This is a genomic window from Fulvitalea axinellae (assembly GCF_036492835.1).
Classification (GTDB): domain Bacteria; phylum Bacteroidota; class Bacteroidia; order Cytophagales; family Cyclobacteriaceae; genus Fulvitalea; species Fulvitalea axinellae.
Window position 1 is genome coordinate 1,431,611 of the sequence record NZ_AP025314.1, and the last position, 21,419, is coordinate 1,453,029.

Genomic DNA, 21,419 nt, shown 5'->3' on the forward strand with positions numbered 1-21,419 from the left:
TAATGAAGGTTTTGATGAAAAAAGAAACGGCCAACGCATGTGCGAATGGCCGTTTTTTGTATTATGCTTACCGAAAACTTAGTCTTCGATAACAACGATTTTTTCGATAACATCGTCTTGTCGGATATCATCCAGAATATCGATTCCTTCAATTACTTTACCGAAGCAAGTGTGCTTGCGGTCAAGGTGTTGAGTTTGTTGGCGACTCAGGCAGATAAAGAACTGAGAACCTCCGGTGTTAGGCATTCCGGTATGGGCCATTGACAAAACGCCACGGTCATGGTATTGGTTGTCTCCGGTAAGTTCGCAATCGATGGTGTAACCTGGTCCGCCGTAACCGTTGCCGTCCGGGCAACCCGCTTGAACGACAAAGCCCGGGATTACTCTGTGGAATTTTAATCCGTCATAAAAGCCTTTTTTTGAGAGTTTTACGAAGTTGTCTACGGTGTTGGGTGCGTCCTTGTCGTAGAACTCTACAGTCATTACTCCTTTGGAAGTATGGATTTCCGCTTTCATAGCTTATGTTTCTGAATTTTGTTTCGGGTAAATTTAAACAGAATTATTTAATCTTGGGATAGCTTTTTGCTTTGGGCTTGCTTATGTTGTGTACGTGAGTGCGCTTCAATGTACGTAGAATGATGTTTTTCTGTCATTTCGCATATTATTGTCGGTGACTTACCGTTTCGTTTTTGAAAAAAGCAACTATTTTTGTGTGCTATGAACCTACGTAGAAATCCGGCCCGTGTATGAATGGGCCGTCATTTTAAAGAGGTTCCCGCAAAAAATGAATAGCTTCCGGCCTTTGTGTCGGATCCTTAACAAACCTGAAAAAGCCTTATGCTGATACAGCCAGGGGATTTGCTAAAAGACGTCAACACTCCGGAAGATTTACGAAAACTTGACCGTAAAGATCTGGTTCGCTTGAGCGATGAGTTGCGACAATATATAATTGACACGGTTTCGGTCTATGGCGGTCATTTCGGTGCCAGCCTTGGCGTCGTGGAACTTACCGTGGCTTTGCATTACGTATTTAATACGCCGGACGATTCTTTGGTGTGGGACGTAGGGCACCAGGCTTACGGCCACAAAATCTTGACCGGCCGGCGTGACAGGTTTCATACTAACCGTACATACGGTGGACTTTCGGGCTTCCCCAAGATTAAGGAAAGTAAGTACGACGCGTTTGGTGTTGGACACTCTTCCACTTCTATAGGCGCAGCTTTGGGTATGGCCGTGGCTTCCGAGTATAAAAAAGAGGACAGCCATCATATAGCCGTAATCGGCGACGGTGCGATGACGGGTGGAATGGCATTTGAGGCGATGAACCACGCCGGAGTGTCAAACTCCAACTTGCTGATTATCCTGAATGACAATTGCATGTCGATTGACCCGAACGTGGGGGCGCTCAAGGATTACCTGACCGACATCACTACGTCTGGGGCTTACAATAGGCTTAAGGATGATATGTGGAAAGTCCTTGGCAAGATCAGTAAGTTCGGTGTCAACGCCCAGGAAATCATGTCGAAAGTGGAGGCTTCCACAAAGTCTTTCTTGCTGAAGCACAGCAACCTTTTCGAATCACTGAACCTCCGCTATTTCGGACCGGTTGACGGCCATGATATCGACCACTTGACTTCGGTTCTCGCTGATCTTAAAAATATTCCTGGCCCCAAAATCCTCCACTGTGTAACTACCAAAGGTAAAGGCTTCGCATTGGCGGAAAAGGACCAAACCAAATGGCACGCTCCGGGCACATTTGACAAAGTGACGGGCGAGATCCATAAGAAACACGTAATTAGTCCTCAGGCGCCGAAATACCAAGACGTTTTCGGGAATACGCTATTGGAGCTGGCCAAACAGAATGAGAAAATAATGGGCATTACGCCCGCCATGCCTTCCGGTTGTTCGATGAACATCATGATGAAGGAGATGCCGGACCGAACCTTCGACGTTGGTATTGCCGAACAGCATGCCGTAACGTTTTCGGCGGGATTGGCGGCGAACGGGATGGTGCCTTTCTGTAATATTTACAGCTCTTTTATGCAAAGGGCTTATGATCAGGTAATCCACGACGTCTGCATCCAGAACCTTCCAGTGGTTTTCTGCCTTGACAGAGCGGGAGTTGTGGGAGCCGATGGCGCCACGCACCACGGAGCTTACGATATCGCGTTTATGCGTTGCTTGCCTAATATTGTGGTGGCTGCGCCGATGAACGAGGAACAACTTCGTGATATGATGTATACGGCCCAAATGCCGGAACGTGAAGGCGCTTTCTGTATCCGCTATCCGCGTGGTACTGGAGTGATGCCGGAGTGGCAAACGCCACTGAAAGAAATGCAGATAGGCAAAGGCCGTTTGGTTCGTGAAGGCGAGAGAGTGGCTATACTGACTTTGGGTCATGTAGGGAACTATGCGGTGCGGGCATGTGAAAAGCTGGCGGAAGAGGGCGTTTATCCCGCTCATTACGATATGCGTTTCGCAAAACCGCTGGACGAGGAAATGTTAGTAGAAATATTCGAAAACTTTGACAGAGTCGTAACGGTTGAAGACGGATGTCTGCCGGGCGGTTTTGGTAGTGCCGTTATCGAGTTTATGGCGGACAAAGGCTACTCTGCCAGAGTCAAACGTCTGGGTATTCCGGACAGGATTGTAGATCACGGTACACAGGCCCAACTACACCGAGAATGTGGCTATGATACCGAAGCGATCGAAGAGGCGGTTTGGAGTTTGGTGGGAACTGAAGCCGTACTAAACTGAGAGACATGAATTTTTAAGCAAAACATAACCGGGATAGCGTAATTAAAAACGCTATCCTTTTTTTATTATGGAAAAACAAGGGATCTTTTATGTAGAATATGGGGAGGGAAAGCCTGTGGTATTATTGCCAGGCTTTTGCGAAACCCATGAAGTGTGGAAAAACATAGCTTCTGAACTGTCTAAAGATTACAGGGTTATTTGTCCCGACTTGCCGGGCTTTGGCGAGAGCCAAAAAATGGAAACCGTGACGTTGGAGTTAGTGGCCCATAAGCTGTACGAATGGATGGTAAGCTTGGAGTTGGAAAGCCCTGCGTTGGTAGGCCATTCTATGGGTGGGTATATCACTTTGGAGTTGGTGAGGCAACACCCGGAATTCCTTTCTGGGTTCGCTCTCTTTCATTCTTCGGCCTTCGCCGATAAAAGGGATAAGAGAATACTTCGGACAAAGGCGATCCATTTGGTCGAAAAGCATGGAGCGGCAAATGTTTTGTCAGGTTTTATTCACGGATTGTTTTACGAAGGCAATCACGACCGTTTGGCAGCTGTAATTGAAGAATTAAACCAGATTGTCAGAAAAACGACTGACGAATCGTACGTAGATTACGCTAGGGCTATTCGTGAGCGTGAGCCGAGCATTGCGGTGTTGCGTGATTTTAAAGGGCCGAAACTGTTTATCGCCGGGGCGGAAGATCTTGCGGTCCCAGTGGAAGATAGCCGTAAGCAGATAGCCTCGGTGCCGGAAATGGACGCTTTGGTTTTGGAAAATGTAGGGCATATGGGAATGTTTGAGGCTCCCGAAGCGTGTATTAAGTCTTTGAGGTCATTCCTCGACAAAACCCGATAAAGGTTGTGGGCAGTTTAGTTGCGAATAGTCTACGTACACTTTATTATTTACTTTGTATTTAGATTAGGAGAAACGGATGTGAGAGAGGTGGTAGGGGAGGATTTTCGTTCCCGGTCAGTGGAGCTTTTGGCTCCGGATTATCGATTGATTTACACCAAGCTCATTGCCTAATGAACTATTATATAATAACTGGAACTAGCCGGGGAATAGGTAAAGCCTTGGCGAAATATCTGGGAGCGTCGCCTGATAACCGCATTATCGGCATATCGAGAGCGTATTCGCTGAGTCTGCAGAATTATAAGCATGTCGAGGCGGATTTGGCCGATATCCCAGCCTTGTTGCGGAATGTTGACTCGTTGTTGGAGGTCCCTGATGACGCCACGAGCGTAACATTAGTCAACAACGCTGGGACTATCGGAGAGATAGGCCATCTGGGAAGTATTAGCGATGAAAGTATCGACTATGCGATGCGACTGAACGTAACTTCCCCGATGATCTTGACCAATGCGTTTATGCGTCTGTTCGCAAATCGGAACGTGGCCAAGTGCGTGATCAATATTTCGTCAGGCGCCGCGCGTAACGCATATGACGGCTGGTCGTCTTATTGCGCTTCCAAAGCCGCTTTGGATATGTTAGGGATGGTGCTGGCGCAGGAAACGGCGTTGGACGAAAGCGACATGAACGTTTATTCGATCGCTCCCGGCGTAGTGGACACCGAGATGCAGGCCAGGGTAAGGTCTTCGAACGGCCAAGGATTCCGCTCCAAGCAGATTTTTGTGGACATGAAAGAGAAAGGGCAATTAGCCTCGCCGGAATCGGTGGCGGAAAAGTTGGCTAGGGTGATTCAGCATCCCGAGGAATTCGGGGATCTTCTCATAGATTTCTGGGAACCCGCGGAGTAAGAATGGCGAAGTCCCGAATTCGATGGTTCGGGACTTCGTTTTTTTTTGAGTTTATCGTACAATTTTGTGTTTTCTGATTTTTAACTCATTTTCTTTTTCAAGCTTTTTGACTGTCCGGATAACGGTTTCCACTCTTAGTCCGGTCATATCGGCCACTTGCTGGCGTGTCATAGGCACTTCGTAGTCATCTTCTTCCTTAAGTCCCTCTTCGCCTTTCATATAATCGATCAAGGCCAAAATTCTCCTTTCGGGCTGGTGTTGCGAGATTTCCCTTTGCATCAGTGATTTGTAATAAAGCCTTTTTGCCAAAGCGAAGGTGACTTCCAGGTGCGTTTCCGGGTTTTCCAGAAGCAGTTCGATGAATTTGTTCTTCTCCACCCTCCAAAGCGTGGCTTCCGTAAGCGCCACGGCAGCGGCGGGATAGCCGAAATCGGCGAACAAAGGCGGTTCGCCGAAGCTCTCGCCCGGTCCAAAAATCCCTTGGACAAATTCTTTCCCCTCGTCGTTGACATTACACATCTTGACCTTGCCTTTCGATACTTGGAAATAGTATTTTGCGGAGTCGTCTTGGTCAAAAAGCATGGCCCCTTTTTTTATCGTTACCAGTTGTCCGCCATAGCGGATCATCGTCTCTTCTGTAATCATTCTTAGGTAGTTTGGGTACGTATGCGTAGGGTCATAAACAGCCAAGCGTAGGTCTGTTTAAATTTGTAATGATTAAAAATAAGAAGGTATTTATGGAAATGAAAATCGGAGAGCGTATTCGGGCTGTTTGATCCTTTGGAATAAACCTTTCGGAAACCCGTTGTTAGGAAAAAGGGTTTACTATTTGATCATACGCAACCGGAGAAAATACCGTCTTATTGTTTACTCGAATCACCAAAACAAAAATATAACCATATGGAACCGAATATCATGCACGTGCACCAAGTCATCTATATGATGCAGGAAAGCGGAAAAACTTACGAGGCCGACGAGCTTATGGGTGACATCCGCAAGCAGTTTGGCGATGATGTCCAGTTTGTGGCTTGTTCGGGCATCCCGTTTCCTTGCGACGAGGTTATCCCGTTTCTATTCGATAGGAACAAGATTGTGCTTGAGGGCGAAAAAATAAGTCTGCACCCGCAATTGAAACTTTGCGATAGCGACAAAAAATAATATCCGAAAAACACGTATCCAAATGTACAAAGTCCTTGGCGGGCGGTAGCCGTCCGGTAAGGCAATTTATAGGTTTAAAGATCAAAATCGTGTTACGATGGCCAAGGGGTGGGTTCCTTGGCCTTTTTTTATGAAAAAACCGCCCCGAAAGTTCCGGAGCGGTTCGCAAAACCACTTAACAACCCTTATAGGCTAGAATCTGTAAGATATAAGGAAATTCAGGATGCTGTCGTCGGCCAGTGTCGTCTTGACCGTGCTGGACTCGCCATACCTGGTGTCTTCGGAGTCTTCCCGTTTCATGTTTGAAAAGGCTATTCTGGGGCTGTATTCTGCGCTTATTGAAAAGCGCTGGCCAATGAGGTACTCGGCGCCCAACACCCCCGCAATGCCGATTGAGTTGTTTTTCACGGACTCGAACGTTTCCGTATCCGGCGTTGTTTTCTCCCAGCCAATTTTATTGTATGAGTAGATTAAGTCAGCTCCGTAGAAAAATTGGACTCTGGAACTTAATTGGCGTCTCAGCTCTATTCCGACGCCTAAATCAATTCTGTAATCGTATTCTTCCGTTTCGGGATCACTGTCCTCGTTTGTTGTTTTTCTGAATGAAAAATTGGATGCCTGAAATCTGAATTTGCTTCTTCGGTGACCCAATTTGAAGATGACCCCTTTCGGGTCCAGACCGTTTAGGATAAAGCCTAACTGATTGTCGTAATTCTGGTCCAAGTCCTGAAATAACTCACTGTCTTGTTTCTTGTATCCCAAGCTTGTCTTGGTCCCGGCGGTAAATTCTGAACCAACTGAGGTGGTTTCGTTCGCAATTGGGTTTTGCTCTTGTTTCGGTTCGCCTTTGATTGTGTGGCCTGTGCCTGCGAACAATGCGGTTTGGGTAGCTATAAAAATAGCAATAAATAATAACCTTCTCATGTTTGTTTTGAGTGTTTAAAACCAAAAAATAATTCCTGTAATACTATCGGGATGATGTGTATAAAGCAGGAAAGGTTGCGTAGCGACAAAAAAATAATCCGAAACGCAAGAAAACCCTAATCCAGCGTTTCGGATTTTTTCGAAAAAAATCAAGCCTTGTTATTCACGAAATATTCGACGGCCAGCCTGTACCCGTCAAGCCCAAAACCGGCCATAATCCCCACACAGTTCGGCGTAAGGTAGCTGTGGTGGCGGAATTTTTCCCTTTTGTGAATGTTTGAGATATGAACCTCCACCACAGGAGTGTTCACGGCCGCAATAGCGTCGGCAATGGCTATCGAAGTGTGCGTGTAAGCGCCGGCGTTCAGAATTATTCCGTCATAGGAAAAACCGATTTCATGGATTTTGTCGATGATTTTGCCTTCGTGGTTCGACTGGAAATAGCCCAACGTAATATCGGTGTATTTTTCACGCAATTCGGGAATGTAGTCCTCGAAAGACCGGCTACCGTAGATCGTTTTCTCCCTGACGCCTAGAAGGTTCAGGTTTGGCCCGTTGATGATGATGATGTTCATGATAAAAAACTTTGCGGGAATGGCGTCCCCCGGTTTCAGAAATGGGTTTTCCGTGAAATTTACACTAATCGAAAATGAATGCCAAAAGGTATTTGGTATAGAAAAACACTGAGCTTGTATCTGGAAGGCCTTTTTTCTTATATTGCCCAAATGGAGTGGGATACTGCGATAAAAAACTTTTCGGATTACATAAAGCTTGAGCGCGCCATGGCCGACAATTCTGTGATGGCCTATACCAGCGACGTTACCAAGCTATATCAATACGCGGACATGGCGGGGTGGAAGAAAGGCCCGCTGGAAATAAGCGCCAATAATGTAGAAAACTTCCTGACGTACATATTCAGGCTCGGCATGAGCGTCAATTCCCAAGCGCGGATACTTTCGGGCGTAAAGGCCTTTTACAAATACCTGCTCTTTGACGAATATATTGAGATAGACCCGACCGAACTGATCGAGGCGCCGAAAACGGGACGAAAAATCCCCGATACGCTGGAAGTGCATGAGATCGACAACCTGATATCGGCTATAGATATGTCTACCGATGAGGGAATACGTAACAAGGCCATTATCGAGACGCTGTACAGCTCCGGTTTGCGCGTGTCGGAATTGGTGAACATGAAGCTGACCAATATTTTCTATGATATCGGCTTTGTGAAAATCCTCGGAAAAGGCAACAAAGAGCGTTTGGTCCCCATCGGAAAGGGAGCGATTAACTCTATCCGCACTTATCTGGAAGAAGTCAGGGGAAATATGACCGTAAAACCCGGCCACGAGAACTACGTCTTCCTCAACCGGCGCGGAGCGCAACTTACGCGTGTCATGATCTTTACCATTATCAAGCGTCTGGCCGTAGCGATCAACCTCAAGAAGAAAGTAAGCCCGCACACCTTCCGGCATTCGTTCGCCACGCACTTGATAGAGGGCGGAGCCGACCTAAGGGCGGTACAGGATATGCTCGGGCACGAATCGATTACGACTACCGAGATCTACACGCACCTCGACAAAGAATATCTGCAACAAGTCATACACGAATACCATCCGCGTAGCTAAGTCTGGCGGATGTTTGCGACACAACCACCCAAACCATGACCAAAAAAGTATTTTTCTTGGCCCTGATCCTCTGCCAATGTCTCTGGGGGCAAGCCCAAAACCAAAAAGATTCCCTAACCATTCGCCGGTTCTTTGACGAAACCCTTACCGTAAGCGAATCGCATAACAATCTCCGGGAACTGTGTAAAAACATAGGTGCGAGACTCAGCGGATCGCCAGAAGCGGAGAAAGCCGTAAAGTGGGCTTATGCCAAGCTAAAGTCTTACGGCCTTGACACCGTTTATCTGCAAGAAGTAAAAGTGCCCCGCTGGGAGAGGGGACAGGTGGAAACCTTTTCGGTCAACGGCAAGAGCCTTAGAGCCTGCTCCCTTGGCGGATCGGTCGGTACGGATGGTGTGTTGGAAGGCGAGATCATAGAAGTCCGGGATTTTGAGGAACTCGAAAAGCTGGGCAAAAGCAAAATCAAGGGCAAGATCGTGTTTATCAACGCTCCGCTGGATCCCAAACTCATCGATACCTTTCACGCCTACAGTGCGTGCGGGTCTTATCGTTACCGCGGGGCTTCCAACGCCTCCGAATACGGGGCCAAAGCCGTTGTGATCCGTTCGTTGGCCAGCGAGCATGACGATTTTCCGCATACGGGAAGCATGGGCTACGCCAAAGGCGCGGTGAAGATTCCCGCGATGGCCATTTCCACCAACGACGCCGACTATCTGGAAAAACAACTCCGCACTGGCACCCCACAAAAGGCTAAAATGGCTATGGATTGCCAAACCCTGCCCGACGTAACGTCTTACAACGTAATTGCGGAACTGAAAGGCAAGCGCAATCCCGAGAGAATCCTGCTGGTAGGCGGACATCTCGATAGTTGGGACAAAGGCGAAGGCGCCCACGACGACGGAGCCGGCGTAGTACACTCGATGGAAGCCATCCGCCTGTTCAAACGCTTCGGTATACGACCCAACAACACCTTGCGTTGCATCCTCTTTATGAATGAGGAAAACGGCAACCGAGGAGGCGAGACTTACGCCAAACAATCGACCCAAAAAGGAGAGAAACATTTGGCAGCGTTGGAAAGCGACCGTGGAGGATTGGTACCCCGGGGCTTTTCGGTAGATGCGCCGCAAAGCCGATTCGCCTTTTTGCAACAACAAAAGATCGAAGACCTGCTGAAGCCCTACAACCTTCACGTGATGCGCAAAGGCTACGGAGGCGTAGACATCAATCCCCTAAAAAAATACGGAGAACAAACCCTGATCGGTTTCCTGCCCGATCCCCAGCGCTATTTCCAGTACCATCACTCTGACAATGATGTTTTTGAGAACGTAGACCGCCGTGAGTTGGAATTGGGTTCGGCCTCTATCGCCTCTTTGTTGTATTTGATTGATAAGTATGAGTTTGGAGTTGTGAATTGAAGTGTCGTTATGGATAGAGAGATAACAGGTTTTAAATGCTTTAATAGAGGAGACGATATTGTTGAACGAAAGGAGTTGAGTTGGAGAGGTCCGTTTTCGTGGTCTGTAGTTAAGGGAGCGACAGACCTGCCAAATACAAGTGGGGTTTATTTGTGGACATTTCCGTTTAGGGATGGTTATGTTGTTTACTTAGCCGGTGTCACAAAATCAACAAAGTCGAGGTTTAAAAGTCATTTTTACGCATTTAGGGGCGGGAAATATACCATTTTAGACCTTGACAGTCTGTCTAAAGAAAAACGAGTAGAGAAATGGCATGGCTTTTCATTTTCAAAAGAACACAAGAAGCTGTACGAAAGCTTTCCTGAGAGCTTGAGAGACGAGATAAGTCTTTTAGGTCAGGGTTTTATGGATGCGATGAAAATTTTTGTAGTGGAAATGGAAAATGTGCGTGAACGGGAAAGACTCGAAGCTTCAATCATGCACAATATTTATTATTCTAAAGAGTCTTGGTCCGAAATAGCGGACAGAGGAATGCGGTTAAAAGAAAGATATAATAACGAGATTCCCATAAACGCCAGAAACATTGTTTCTGGGAAGCTTTATGGTCTTCCTGAAGAGTTAGAGTATTAAAAAGAAGCTGTCCTAGAGCATTGCCTAGTGACAGCTTCTCAATAATTAATGTCATTACCAAAGCAGGTTGTCGAGAGGCTGGAGTTTTACATCGAAACTTGATAAGAAGTCCGTTTTTTTTGATGGTTTGAAGCGGAGTAAGGCTGGAGCCTTACAGTAAGATATGAGGCTCCAGCCTTACCACCCTCCAATTACATGAACAAACCCGGTTGTTTCACTCCGTTTGGATTTTTAAAACCCCACACATAATTTATGTAAGATAAAATTATCCAAAACCTTAAAACAACCATAACCAACGCGAACTTGGAATCGAAATATTAGATTAGTTCAATCGTCATCTTCCTATCCCACTTCCCCAGCTTCTTGGGGAATTTAGGGCATTCAGGTGTTTTGTCAAGGAAAGTATAAGCGAGTAACGCGGCTATTGTGTTGATTAGAAACCCTTTGACGCTTCTGTGCCTTGAGTGTTCAATCTGGCAAACATGTTTGAGGATATCGAACGCCGATTTGATTAGCCGCCTGTGCTTCAAATAGTGTTTTTGCTCTTCGGCAAGCATTTCTTTGGGCCTCATTTTACTCCTGAGCTTTGTGACCAAGGTTAGGCCTTTGCCCCTGAGTTCGTCCCTGAGTTTGGAAATATACCCTTTGTCCCCATAGAGGAACCCTTGCAGGTCTTTGGTGAGTGACCTGAGCATTTTGTGGTTGTTGTCCGATACATTTCCCGAAGATATCCTGACGACGACCAGCTGTCCGTATTCGTTTATGACGGCATGGAGCTTAAACCCGAAGAACCATCCCATCGAGCTCTTGCCACGTTTGGCGATTCCGGCGAAAACCCTGTGTTGTTTTATTCTTTTGTTGTGGCACACGGCCAGAGGTTTGGAGTCCACGTAATTGTGGCCTGTCCGGGGAGACAGCCTGACGGCCTGCATAAAAAGCGTCATGGGAGCGAAAACCCGGTTTGAGGCGGTAAGGAAAGTGGTGTAGTCCGGCAGGTCCGGAAAGTAGCTTCTCAGGTAAACCATAAGCACGTTGTTGTAGTACCACTTGAAACACCGGATGCCGGAGAGGTGAAAGAATATCAAAACCGTCATGATTTCACTGTCACTCATCGTCGCGGGCCTACCGGATTTCTTCTGGTTTCCGATTCCTTTCTCCTTGTGGTACTCGTCCAATCGTTTGCAGAAATCGTCGGAAGCGATGAAAATTTCAGTTAATTTGAGAGTGTCCAGAACGGTCATGTCCAGTTGTGTTTATTCGGTTTGTACAAAAACACAAATAAACAAATACTCAAACATTGATCTTTCTGGACGATCCCTTCTTTACCTGACTGTATTTGAGTCGGTTAAATTCCAAGCTCACGTTAACCAATATGACATACCAAGAGAGTTTCGAAGCGTTGAAAGCGCAATTGGAGGCTTTGTCTGCCGAGGAAGTCCGCCCGCCCGTAATTCCGGTGGATGTGGCCGTACAAGAGGCCGAAAACCTTTATCAAGTGGCCAAGGAAGATGCCGAGGCATTGGCTACGGCCGGCATTACCGCCGAGCTGATCGAGAGCCTGCCTGTCCGGATCGACGCTTTGCGTTATGTGCAGGGCCTCTGGACCAAGGATTACGGTTCCCGTACCGATTCGGAAGCCGAGTGGAAAGAGGTGTCGGTCCAAGCTTACGCCTTGCGTGACGAACTGTTGCACACATTCCGTTTCGCTTTCCGCAAGCAACCCGCCGAACGCTCTTTGGTAAGCAAAATATCAAAAGGCAGTGGCCACGCCGACCTGATTCAGGACTTGATGGACCTCTCCGTACTCGGAAAGGCGCATCCGGAGGCCTTGGCCAAGGTAGGTTTCGACGCCACCAAGCTCGATACCGCCGAGGAACTGTCGAATACTGCGGGCACCCTGTTGGGCGAGGTCAACGAGATTCGGGGATCTTCTTGGAAACCGAGCAAAGACATCCGGGACCGGGCCAATTCGTATCTGAAAATGGCGGTTGACGAAATCCGGGAGACGGGCAAGTTTGTGTTTTGGAAGAATGAGGATAAGGAGAGGCGTTATACCAGTGATTTTTACAGAAAGAAAAGAGTTAAGGCACAGGAAGCGAAGACAGAAGCTTAACCTAAAAGCGTTAGCCTAAGATATAAGCCAGAGCGGTTAAGCTCTGGTTTTTTTAGTCTATAATAAATGAAATGTTTTTTCAGAAGTGTTCGTTAATTGGTGGTACTGCTTTGAAATGCAGTCCGATCGGGTGTTAGGGCAGTCCGAATGGTCAGAAATATAGTCCGATCGAGTATCTGGGCAGTCCGAATGGCTAGAAATGCAGTCCGATCGAGTATCTGGGCAGTCCGAATGGCTAGAAATGCAGTCCGATCGAGTATTTGGACAGTCCGAATGGTTAGAAATATAGTCCGATCAGGTATTTGAGCAGTCTGATTAGTTATAAACTTAGTTCGATCGTAAAAAATTTGAGTACGAGATCGTGAGCGAAGGATGCTGGTTGTGTTTATCAAGTTCTGAGGTGGCGATTGGAATAGACTCGATTCTGTTCCGCTAAACACACTCTCGAATAATTCGGGCAATTAACCTTTGGGTTAACTATCTTTGTGGTCGTCTGCTATACAAGGGGGCGATAAACTGCGAAAATCCGCACTTACTTTGGGCATAAGTCAATATACCATACAAACTATACGTGAACGGGCCGACATCGAGGATGTGGTCTCCGACTTTCTTACTCTTAAGAAGAAAGGCGGGAACCTGTGGGCGTGCTGTCCGTTTCACGACGAGAAAACCCCGTCCTTTTCCGTAGCGCCGGCAAAGGGCATTTACAAATGTTTCGGTTGCGGAGCTTCCGGCGATTCCATCAACTTCGTGATGGAGCTGGAAGGGCTCAGCTATCCGGAGGCTATACGCTATCTGGGCAAGAAATACGGGATCGATATCGAGGAGACCGATGAGGATCCGGCCAAGGTGTTGGTCCAGAAGGAGAAAGACGGCCTGATGGTTACGCTGAACTTCGGCCGCACCTATTTTGAGGAAAACCTTTGGAGAGCCGGCGAGGGCAAGTCCGTAGGGCTGTCCTATTTTAAGGAACGCGGCTTTACCGAAGACACCATCCGCAAGTTCCAGCTCGGTTATTCCATGTCGTCTTGGGACGGATTGCTCAAGGCCGGTAAAGAGAAAGGCTTTACTGAGGAACAGCTGGAGAAAGCGGGACTTATCATCACCAAAGAGGAGCGAAGTTACGACCGCTTCCGTAGCCGTGTCGTATTTCCGATACATAACCTGGCGGGAAAGGCCATAGCCTTTGGCGCCAGGATCCTGACATCGGACAAGAACCAACCCAAGTACCTTAACTCGCCCGAGACCGAGGCCTATGTCAAAAGCAAGGTCCTCTACGGTATTCACCAAGCCAAAAACAGCATCCGAAGGCAGGACAACTGCTATTTGGTGGAAGGCTATACCGACGTAATCTCCCTGCATCAGGCCGGGGTGGAGAACGTGGTGGCCTCATCCGGTACCTCACTTACCGAGGACCAGATCCGGCTGATCGGCAGGTTTACCAAAAACGTGACCGTACTCTTCGACGGCGACGCGGCGGGTATCAAAGCCTCGCTCCGCGGTATCGATATGATATTGGCCGGAGGCATGAACGTCCGGGTGGTGGCATTTCCCGAAGGGGAAGACCCCGATAGTTACGCCCGCAAGTTGGGAGGCGAGTCGTTCCAGTCTTATTTGGAACGAGAGGCCGTCGACTTTATCACGTTCAAGACTTCGCTGTACGTAAAGGAAAGCGAAGGCGATCCCGTAAAACGGGCCGAGACTATCAAGTCCATCGTTGGCTCGGTGGCCAAAGTGCCGGATACGGTAAAGCGCGCCGTTTACCTGAAAGAGTGCGCGCGGCTGTTGGAAATAGAGGAGAAGGTGCTCCTTCAGGAGATGAACCGCCTGCATCGCGAGGAAAGTATCCGCCAGTCGAAAGCCGCCACGCGCGCCCGCTATGCCGAGCGTTCGCAGACACCTCCGCCAGCGCCTCCACAAGGGAACTATCCTCCGCCGGAGATAATGGCCGAGATGGAAGCCGGGTTGGTTCCCCCGCCGGAAGCGCAGAGTATGCCTGCCGTGCGGGAAGACCGGACGTTGGACCGTATGGTGGCCCTTCAGGAAAGGGAAAGTTTGAGGCTGTTGCTCAATTATGGGCTGAATGAGCTTGAGGAAAACTATAAGCTTTGCGATTATATCCTTTCGGAGCTTGAGGGTGTCAAGTTTACCACTCCGGCTTATAAAGAAGTGCTTGAGCTTTTCAAAAAAGGCTTGGCTTCAGGCATAGTTCCCGAAGCCAAAACCATGTTGGGACAGACCGAGGATGAGGAAGTCCGTAAAGCCATAGTGGATGTGGTAAGCCAGAAGTGGCAACTCAGTCCCAACTGGATGGATCGTCACCAGATCAACGTGACTCAAGAGCCCGATAACCTGAGGCATTCCGCCTATACGGGAATACTGAGGCTGAAGCTCAGGATGGTCACCAAAATGGTGTCGGAAAGCATGACCGAACTGAGGTATATCACCGACGAAATCAAGCTGGTGGAACAGCTCAGGGTGATTCAGGCGTTGAAGAAAGCCGAAAACGAAATCGGAAAATGTTTGGGCGTTACACTGAACCGCTAGCCTCTATTTTCGTATTAGGTTTAGCGGTCCCGCATTACAGGGACATATTTTAATGAATGAAAGTAGGGGGAGCCACGGCAAAACCCTGTTTATATAGAAAACAACAGCGTAACAAATACAGGACAGGCGAAAAGGTCTGACAGATCAGTCTGCCGATTTGTTAAGCGTTAAATAGAAAACCAAAACAGTTTGCCCCGCGGGGCGAACATACCGGAGTCGGATATGGCTGGAGAAAAAATGCTGGATACCATAGAGGAAGCTATCGACGCAATCAGACGCGGCGAGATCATTATCGTGGTAGACGATGAGGACCGGGAGAACGAGGGCGATTTTATTTGCGCCGCGGAAACGGTAACGCCCGAAACGATCAACTTCATGGCCAAGCACGGCCGTGGCTTGATCTGCGCTTCCATTGAGGAAGACCGCTGTAAGGAACTTGGCTTGGAGATGATGGTGGGCAAGAGCAACGCCATGCACGAGACGGCCTTTACGGTATCCGTTGACCTGTTGGGCCACGGATGTACTACGGGCATCTCGGCGCACGACAGGGCCAAGACTATCAAGGCGTTGGTGGATCCCGCCACTAAGTCCGAAGACCTTGGGCGTCCGGGACACATCTTCCCGCTGAAAGCCCAAAACGGAGGAGTGTTGCGCCGTGCCGGCCATACTGAGGCCACTGTCGATCTGGCCAGACTCGCAGGGCTGAAACCAGCCGGCGTATTGGTGGAAATTATGAACGATGACGGTACAATGGCCCGCTTGCCGGAACTACGAAAAGTGGCTGACCGTTTCGGGTTCAAGTTGGTTTCTATCAAAGACTTGATTGCTTACAGAGTAAAGCACGAGACGTTGATCGAAAGAGTGATCGACGTGAAAATGCCTACCGCTTACGGTGACTTCGACCTCTACGCTTACCGCCAAGTGGATACTGGCGAAGAGCATTTGGCCTTGGTAAAAGGCGAGTGGAGCGAAGACGAGCCCGTATTGGTTCGCGTACACTCGTCGTGCGTAACCGGCGATATATTCGGCTCTTGCCGTTGCGATTGTGGCGAGCAGTTGCATGAGGCTCTCCGAATGGTTGACCAAGCCGGCAAAGGCGTGGTGCTGTATATGAATCAGGAAGGTCGCGGTATTGGCCTTATGAACAAACTGCGCGCTTACAAGCTTCAGGAAGAGGGTTATGATACCGTTGAAGCTAACCTCAAGCTCGGGTTCAATATGGATCTGCGCGATTACGGTATCGGGGCGCAAATTCTCAGGGATTTGGGAGTGCAAAAGATGAAACTGCTTTCGAATAACCCGAAAAAAAGAGTGGGGCTGATCGGTTACGGATTGGAAATCGTGGAAAACATCAAGATCGAAATCAAGCCGAATGCTCATAATATCGCTTACTTGAAGACGAAGCGAGACAAGATGGACCATACCATCTTGGGAGATGAGGAAAACGACGATAAATAAAATAAGAAAAGGCGCCTAGTGCGCCTTTTTTGTTTTTGTGCTGCGCGGAGGTTTATTCAGGTGTCTTTAAACGGGGCGCATATAGGGCGGACCGTTATCGTTTTGGTTTCACGGATTGGTAGAATACTAATTTTTAAATGTTTTTAAAGGCTCGATTTGATAGTTCCCGCCTTTTATGGGATATTAATGCGGACTTTTAACTGATTTCCATTCGGAAAAGGGATTTATTCTTGCGGAATCTAATCAGTTCGTTTTCACGGTTCGTTAATACTGTGAGTGCCCCGGCCCTGCAAGGGGAAAAATCCACGCATACGCATTTTGACAAAAGGAAAGAACAGTTCTTATGAAGAGTAAATACGGATTTGTCTTGATGGCCATGCTGTTTGCCACGATGGGCTTAGCTCAACGCAGTGATCGCCTTTTTCCTTCAGAACTTTGGCACAAAGGCTATATGGTTCTGATGTCCGGCGACACGCTCAAAGCCCAGATAAAATACGATTTCGATAATAACGCGGCCCTTTTACGCCACAAAGGGACAATTTTTAGTTACAGTACCCGAAAAATCCTGAATTTTGAGATCCATGACGTGACTTCCGATACCTACCGGGAGTTCTTCGCGTTGCCTTACGCTGTCAGGGATAATTACAAGGTGCCTTATTTGTTTGAAGTCTTGTACGAAGGCCCTTTGACTTTGCTTTCGAGGGAGAAAGTAGCGGAAGAGACGACGATTCACAATTCGGGTTATTCGTCTTACTACAGCCAACAGCCTTACTTTACCGTTACGGAAAAGAAATTGGTTTTCGACTACTATATCCTGAATATGAAAGGCGATATACGGCCCGTAACCATGCGTAAGAAGGACCTGTTGCAAAGCATGCGCAAACACTCGTCGGAGATCAAGAGGTACATGAAGCGAAATAAGCTTAAGCTGACAAAGCAAGAGGATTTGGTAAGGCTAGTGGCGTATTATAATGATCTGGAGGAATCTGGAGCCAGAAGATAAACCAAAGTGAGACCATTGAATATCGCTAAAGAACGGACTACTTGAATTTGTTACGTTTTACTTTGTGCCAAACCGAAAACCCCGGCATACGGATAAGTCCGTATGCCGGGGTTTTGCTTATGCGGGAATTTTTAACCGAAAAAAAATGCGGGTCGGTTGGAAAATCCTTTCCGTAGACGGAACTTTTCGATTATTCTAAACGGAAGATTATGCAGGAAAGACCATTGATATTGGTGACCAACGACGACGGAATCACGGCTCCCGGAATCCGGATGTTGGTAGAGGTGATGAAAGAGCTTGGCGACGTGGCCGTAGTGGCGCCGAACAGTCCGCAATCGGGAATGGGACACGCCATTACCATCGGGAAGCCCTTGCGCTTGGTCGATAGCGACATCTTCGATGACGTAACGGCTTTTGAGTGTTCCGGTACTCCTGCGGATTGTGTGAAACTTGCCAAGCACTACGCTTTGAAAGACCGTCAGCCGGATTTGGTGGTCAGTGGCATCAATCACGGAAGCAATAGCTCCATCAGCGTGCTGTATTCCGGCACCATGTCGGCGGCGATTGAGGCGGCAATTGAGAATATCCCGGCCATCGGCTTTTCGCTTTGCGATTATTCCCACAACGCGGATTTTTCGCATATACGTGAATATGTGAAATCCATAGCTTCGAAAGTGTTGGATGAAGGCTTGCCGAAGTTTCTGACACTGAATGTAAATTTCCCCAAAAAACAGGAGGAAGAGATCAAAGGCGTCCGGATTTGCCGTCAGGCCCGCGCGAAGTGGGAAGAGGAGTTCGAGCAGCGCTTCGATCCGATGGGACAGCCGTATTATTGGATGGCCGGTAATTTCGTGAACTTCGACAAGGGAGAAGATAATGACGAATGGGCTATTGCGAACAATTACGTGTCCGTGGTACCGATACAATTCGATCTTACCGCTCATCACGCCATGAGCGTTCTGGGCGAGTGGGAATTTTGATATAATTACTGCCCGAAGCTACTGTTTGTGGCTTCGGCGTGTCTTTTTTAGGGAATTAGTTCCCTTTTTTTATGGGTAATTTTTAGTTTGCCCAAAATAAGACAATCATCGAGGATCGGTTTTTGGCGCTTGTAAGGCCATGGCACAAAATGTTTTTCTATGCGGTTAATCTTTATACGGTCGGTAATCGTTTTATTCCTTTTGGCTTTTTCAGCTTACGGGGTTTTCGCCCAACGGGCCCAAGTCCAAACCAATTCATCTTCGTTAACGGACTGGCGCCAAGCGAATACGGTACACTTCAAGGTTCTTTACCCGAAAACATTCAAGACTGAAGGTTTAAGCGTTCTTCAGGATTTGGAGAACCTTTATATCCCGGGCTCAAACTCTTTAGGCCTAAGGCCAAGGAAGATTAGCGTAGTGATGCGAAACGAGAATAGCGTTTCCAACGGCTTTGTTTCGATGAGTCCGCGCCATTCCGAGTTTTTCACCACGCCACCGCAGGATTATAACCATTTGGGCTCTAACGATTGGCTACACCAGCTGAGTGTTCACGAATACAGGCACGTTGTCCAGAACGAACGTATCCTTACCGGGCCTACCAAGTGGGTTTATTGGTTGTTTGGTGAGCAGACTGCCGGTGCCGTGGCGTATTACGCTTCGCCCGAGTGGTTTTGGGAAGGCGACGCCGTAATGGCCGAAACGGCTTTGACTCAAAGCGGGCGCGGTCGTATTCCCGAATTTAGCGTGGCGCTAAAAGCGAATCTCTTGGAGAAAGGCCTGTTTACGTATAGCAAACAAGCGTTGAGGTCATTTAAGGATTTTGTACCGAACCACTATGTCACGGGCTTTTATTTGGTTTCTTACTTGAGAAGGGAAAACGGTGAAGATGCCGTGGCCGATATCCAGCGCCGTGCCGTGAATAAATTCTACTTGCCTTTTACTTGGGGAATTGCCACTGAAAAAGTAACTGGCAAAAATACGCTTGAAAATTATCAAGACGCGTGGTCAGAGCTTCGGAATTTATGGCGAGAGCAAGTGGACGAAGTGAATGAGAATAGCTTTCAGACCCTAAATAACCGGCCCGACGAAATTTACACGGATTACAAATACCCGCGTTACCTTTCAGACGGATCTGTCTTGGCTTACCGCACAGGGATGTCAAATCCCGGCGAGTTTGTTTTTGTGGAAAAAGACGGAAACGCGAAGTATTTCAAGATGCCCGGTATAGTGAACGAGGCGGGAATGCTCTCCGTGGAAAATGACAAAGTGATTTGGGCCGAATACGGTTATGGAACAAGATGGAGAGCCCGCTCTTTCTCAAATATAAAAATATGGAATACCCGTACGGGCGAGAAAACCAAATTGACGCACCGTGGGCGTTTGGCCGGCCCGGCTTTGTCAAAAGACGGCAAACGAGTAGTGGCGGTAGAGACAATGACTAGCGGCGAGTTTGCCTTGGTGTTTCTTAACGCCGAATCGGGAGCGGAAGAAGGACGTTACAAAATGCCGAAAAACAGCTTTCCGGCTATGGCGAGTTGGTCGGAAGACGGGAGGTATGTCTATTATACCAAAGTATTGAAAAACAGAAAAACCATGGCTCGCTATGATGTGAATTCCCAAAAGGAAGAGCATTTGGTGCCGTGGTCTTCGGAGAATTATGGACACCCGCAGGCGTACGGAAATTACCTTTACTATAACTCGGCCGTGGGCGGGATAGACGATATCTACGCTTTGGATTTGGAAACACGACAGCAATTCAAAGTGACCTCGGCGAAGTACGGCGCTTATAATCCGGCAATTGCGGACGGTGGCCAGCGGATGCTGTACAACAACTACACGGTAAACGGTATGGACGTGGCGGAAACGGAGCTGAATCCGTCGTTGTGGACTCCGTTAAGCAAGGTGAAGAATATCAGCTTGGGTTATATTGACCCGGTAGTGGAACAGGAAAGAAAATCTTTGGAGGAATTGGCCAAGGCGAAATCTGAAGAGAAGCACTTTGAGGATAAGCCTTATTCGTCTTTTACTCATTTGGTTCGTCCTTACGCTTGGGGATTGACCGCCACTACGGATTTTAATAACGTTGAACTGGGAGTTATCTCGAAAAATATCCTTAGCACAATGGTGATGAGTGGCGGATATATTTTCGATCAATCCGAAGGTAAGGGAATCTGGCGAGCGGATGTAAGTTACCAAGGTTGGTATCCGATCATTGATTTCTCGTTTGAGAACAGAGGGCGTTCGGATACGGCGTTTTTGCCTGTCGGAAGAAATAGGTTTGAAGTGAGGAATGCGGAATGGCGCGAGACAACTTGGGAGGCGGGACTTCGTTTGCCGTTTAGGCTTACGGATTCTAAGCTCTTCAGTAATCTTACTTTCGGAACGTATTTTGGCTTGACGCAAGTTAACGATTACCCTTATCCAGGTGATGTGAAGTTTATTGATCGCCAAGAGAACGGTGACCTTTATAGTATGCGCTATACCATCCAATATTCTTTGACACAAAAGACCTCTTTCCGGGATTTTGCGCCACGTTGGGGATTGACTTCGCTACTTTATTTCCGCCACACTCCGTTTGGTGGGGATTATGAAGGGAAAATTTTCACCACAAATTGGACAGGATATCTGCCGGGTTTGGCAAAACACCATACTTTACAGCTTCGCGCTTCGTACCAGCGGACATCACCTGATAATTATAGCTTGCCAAGTCCGGTCTTCTTCCCAAGGGGATATAGTTACCAGATTTTCAAGGATCTGTACGTTGGTTCGGTGTATTACGGTTTGCCTATAGCTTATCCCGACTGGGAAGTGGGGCCTTTGGTTAATATCCAGCGGATAAGAGTGGCGGGTTTAGCCGATTTCGGAAGAGGCAAAGACGGATATTTGTTGTCTAACGTAGAAGGAGATGGGATGTCGAAAGACTTTTTCTCATTTGGCGGGGAGGTGACTGTTGACGCCAATTATTTCCGATTCCTTCCTTTGGTGAGTATGGGAGTGCGGTATGTGCGGGTACCGGATAATAAGGACAATAACTTCTACTTCATCTTCGGTCTCAACTTTTAG

The 21,419-nt window shown here is 47.9% G+C and carries 18 protein-coding genes; 13 read left to right on the forward strand and 5 right to left on the reverse strand.

Going from position 1 to position 21,419, the window contains the following annotated elements:
* Window positions 1-78 precede the first annotated feature (78 nt).
* Window positions 79-516, reverse strand: a complete 438-nt coding sequence (locus AABK39_RS05810) for a peptidylprolyl isomerase (protein WP_338393974.1) — start codon at window positions 514-516, stop codon at window positions 79-81.
* Window positions 517-837: 321 nt separating this feature from the next.
* On the opposite strand from AABK39_RS05810, the gene dxs reads away from it, so the two are divergent.
* The 3 genes from dxs (at window position 838) to AABK39_RS05825 (ending at window position 4,503) form a co-directional block, all read left to right on the forward strand.
* Window positions 838-2,757, forward strand: coding sequence for a 1-deoxy-D-xylulose-5-phosphate synthase (gene dxs / locus AABK39_RS05815; protein ID WP_338393975.1), 1,920 nt, complete (start codon window positions 838-840; stop codon window positions 2,755-2,757).
* Window positions 2,758-2,824: 67 nt separating this feature from the next.
* Window positions 2,825-3,601 (forward strand): alpha/beta fold hydrolase, encoded by a 777-nt coding sequence (locus AABK39_RS05820; protein WP_338393976.1) that lies wholly within the window; start codon window positions 2,825-2,827, stop codon window positions 3,599-3,601.
* 170 nt (window positions 3,602-3,771) lie between these two features.
* The gene (locus tag AABK39_RS05825; RefSeq protein ID WP_338393977.1) at window positions 3,772-4,503 is read left to right on the forward strand and encodes an SDR family NAD(P)-dependent oxidoreductase; all 732 of its coding nucleotides are present in this window, start codon (window positions 3,772-3,774) and stop codon (window positions 4,501-4,503) included.
* Between the two features lie 51 nt (window positions 4,504-4,554).
* On the opposite strand, the gene AABK39_RS05830 is transcribed toward AABK39_RS05825, so the two are convergent.
* Window positions 4,555-5,148: a Crp/Fnr family transcriptional regulator gene (locus tag AABK39_RS05830; protein WP_338393978.1), complete on the reverse strand. Its 594-nt coding sequence runs from the start codon at window positions 5,146-5,148 to the stop codon at window positions 4,555-4,557.
* Between the two features lie 255 nt (window positions 5,149-5,403).
* Between AABK39_RS05830 and AABK39_RS05835 the strand changes: the two genes are divergently transcribed.
* Complete coding sequence (locus tag AABK39_RS05835; protein ID WP_338393979.1) at window positions 5,404-5,661, forward strand: DUF2492 family protein; 258 nt, start codon at window positions 5,404-5,406, stop codon at window positions 5,659-5,661.
* Window positions 5,662-5,853: 192 nt separating this feature from the next.
* Here the strand turns inward: AABK39_RS05835 and AABK39_RS05840 are convergent, their stop codons facing one another.
* Together AABK39_RS05840 and aroQ are read right to left on the reverse strand one after the other, a co-directional pair.
* The gene (locus tag AABK39_RS05840) at window positions 5,854-6,585 is read right to left on the reverse strand and encodes a hypothetical protein (RefSeq protein WP_338393980.1); all 732 of its coding nucleotides are present in this window, start codon (window positions 6,583-6,585) and stop codon (window positions 5,854-5,856) included.
* A gap of 149 nt (window positions 6,586-6,734) precedes the next feature.
* Window positions 6,735-7,160 (reverse strand): type II 3-dehydroquinate dehydratase, encoded by a 426-nt coding sequence (gene aroQ / locus AABK39_RS05845; protein WP_338393981.1) that lies wholly within the window; start codon window positions 7,158-7,160, stop codon window positions 6,735-6,737.
* A gap of 150 nt (window positions 7,161-7,310) precedes the next feature.
* On the opposite strand from aroQ, the gene xerD reads away from it, so the two are divergent.
* From xerD to AABK39_RS05860, 3 genes are read left to right on the forward strand one after another with little or no spacing between them, the layout of a single operon-like run.
* Window positions 7,311-8,210 (forward strand): site-specific tyrosine recombinase XerD, encoded by a 900-nt coding sequence (gene xerD / locus AABK39_RS05850; protein ID WP_338394671.1) that lies wholly within the window; start codon window positions 7,311-7,313, stop codon window positions 8,208-8,210.
* 35 nt (window positions 8,211-8,245) lie between these two features.
* Window positions 8,246-9,625 (forward strand): M28 family peptidase, encoded by a 1,380-nt coding sequence (locus AABK39_RS05855; protein WP_338393982.1) that lies wholly within the window; start codon window positions 8,246-8,248, stop codon window positions 9,623-9,625.
* A gap of 9 nt (window positions 9,626-9,634) precedes the next feature.
* Entirely contained in the window at window positions 9,635-10,255 is a 621-nt protein-coding gene (locus AABK39_RS05860; RefSeq protein WP_338393983.1) for a hypothetical protein, read from the forward strand.
* Window positions 10,256-10,572: 317 nt separating this feature from the next.
* Here AABK39_RS05860 and AABK39_RS05865 read toward each other — a convergent pair whose 3' ends face one another.
* Window positions 10,573-11,496 carry an IS982 family transposase gene (locus tag AABK39_RS05865; RefSeq protein WP_338391669.1) on the reverse strand — a complete coding sequence of 308 codons (924 nt, stop codon included), beginning with the start codon at window positions 11,494-11,496 and terminating at the stop codon, window positions 10,573-10,575.
* A gap of 131 nt (window positions 11,497-11,627) precedes the next feature.
* On the opposite strand from AABK39_RS05865, the gene AABK39_RS05870 reads away from it, so the two are divergent.
* From AABK39_RS05870 to AABK39_RS05895, 6 genes are all read left to right on the forward strand, one after another.
* Window positions 11,628-12,368 carry a hypothetical protein gene (locus AABK39_RS05870; protein ID WP_338393984.1) on the forward strand — a complete coding sequence of 247 codons (741 nt, stop codon included), beginning with the start codon at window positions 11,628-11,630 and terminating at the stop codon, window positions 12,366-12,368.
* A 537-nt stretch (window positions 12,369-12,905) separates the two neighbouring features.
* Window positions 12,906-14,915, forward strand: coding sequence for a DNA primase (gene dnaG, locus AABK39_RS05875; RefSeq protein WP_338393985.1), 2,010 nt, complete (start codon window positions 12,906-12,908; stop codon window positions 14,913-14,915).
* Between the two features lie 222 nt (window positions 14,916-15,137).
* The gene (locus AABK39_RS05880; protein ID WP_338393986.1) at window positions 15,138-16,373 is read left to right on the forward strand and encodes a bifunctional 3,4-dihydroxy-2-butanone-4-phosphate synthase/GTP cyclohydrolase II; all 1,236 of its coding nucleotides are present in this window, start codon (window positions 15,138-15,140) and stop codon (window positions 16,371-16,373) included.
* 343 nt (window positions 16,374-16,716) lie between these two features.
* A complete protein-coding gene (locus AABK39_RS05885) occupies window positions 16,717-17,376 on the forward strand; it encodes a hypothetical protein (RefSeq protein ID WP_338393987.1) in 660 nt (219 codons plus the stop codon).
* A 209-nt stretch (window positions 17,377-17,585) separates the two neighbouring features.
* Complete coding sequence (gene surE, locus AABK39_RS05890) at window positions 17,586-18,356, forward strand: 5'/3'-nucleotidase SurE (RefSeq protein ID WP_338393988.1); 771 nt, start codon at window positions 17,586-17,588, stop codon at window positions 18,354-18,356.
* A gap of 159 nt (window positions 18,357-18,515) precedes the next feature.
* On the forward strand, window positions 18,516-21,419 hold the full coding sequence (locus AABK39_RS05895; RefSeq protein WP_338393989.1) for a hypothetical protein: 2,904 nt from the start codon (window positions 18,516-18,518) through the stop codon (window positions 21,417-21,419).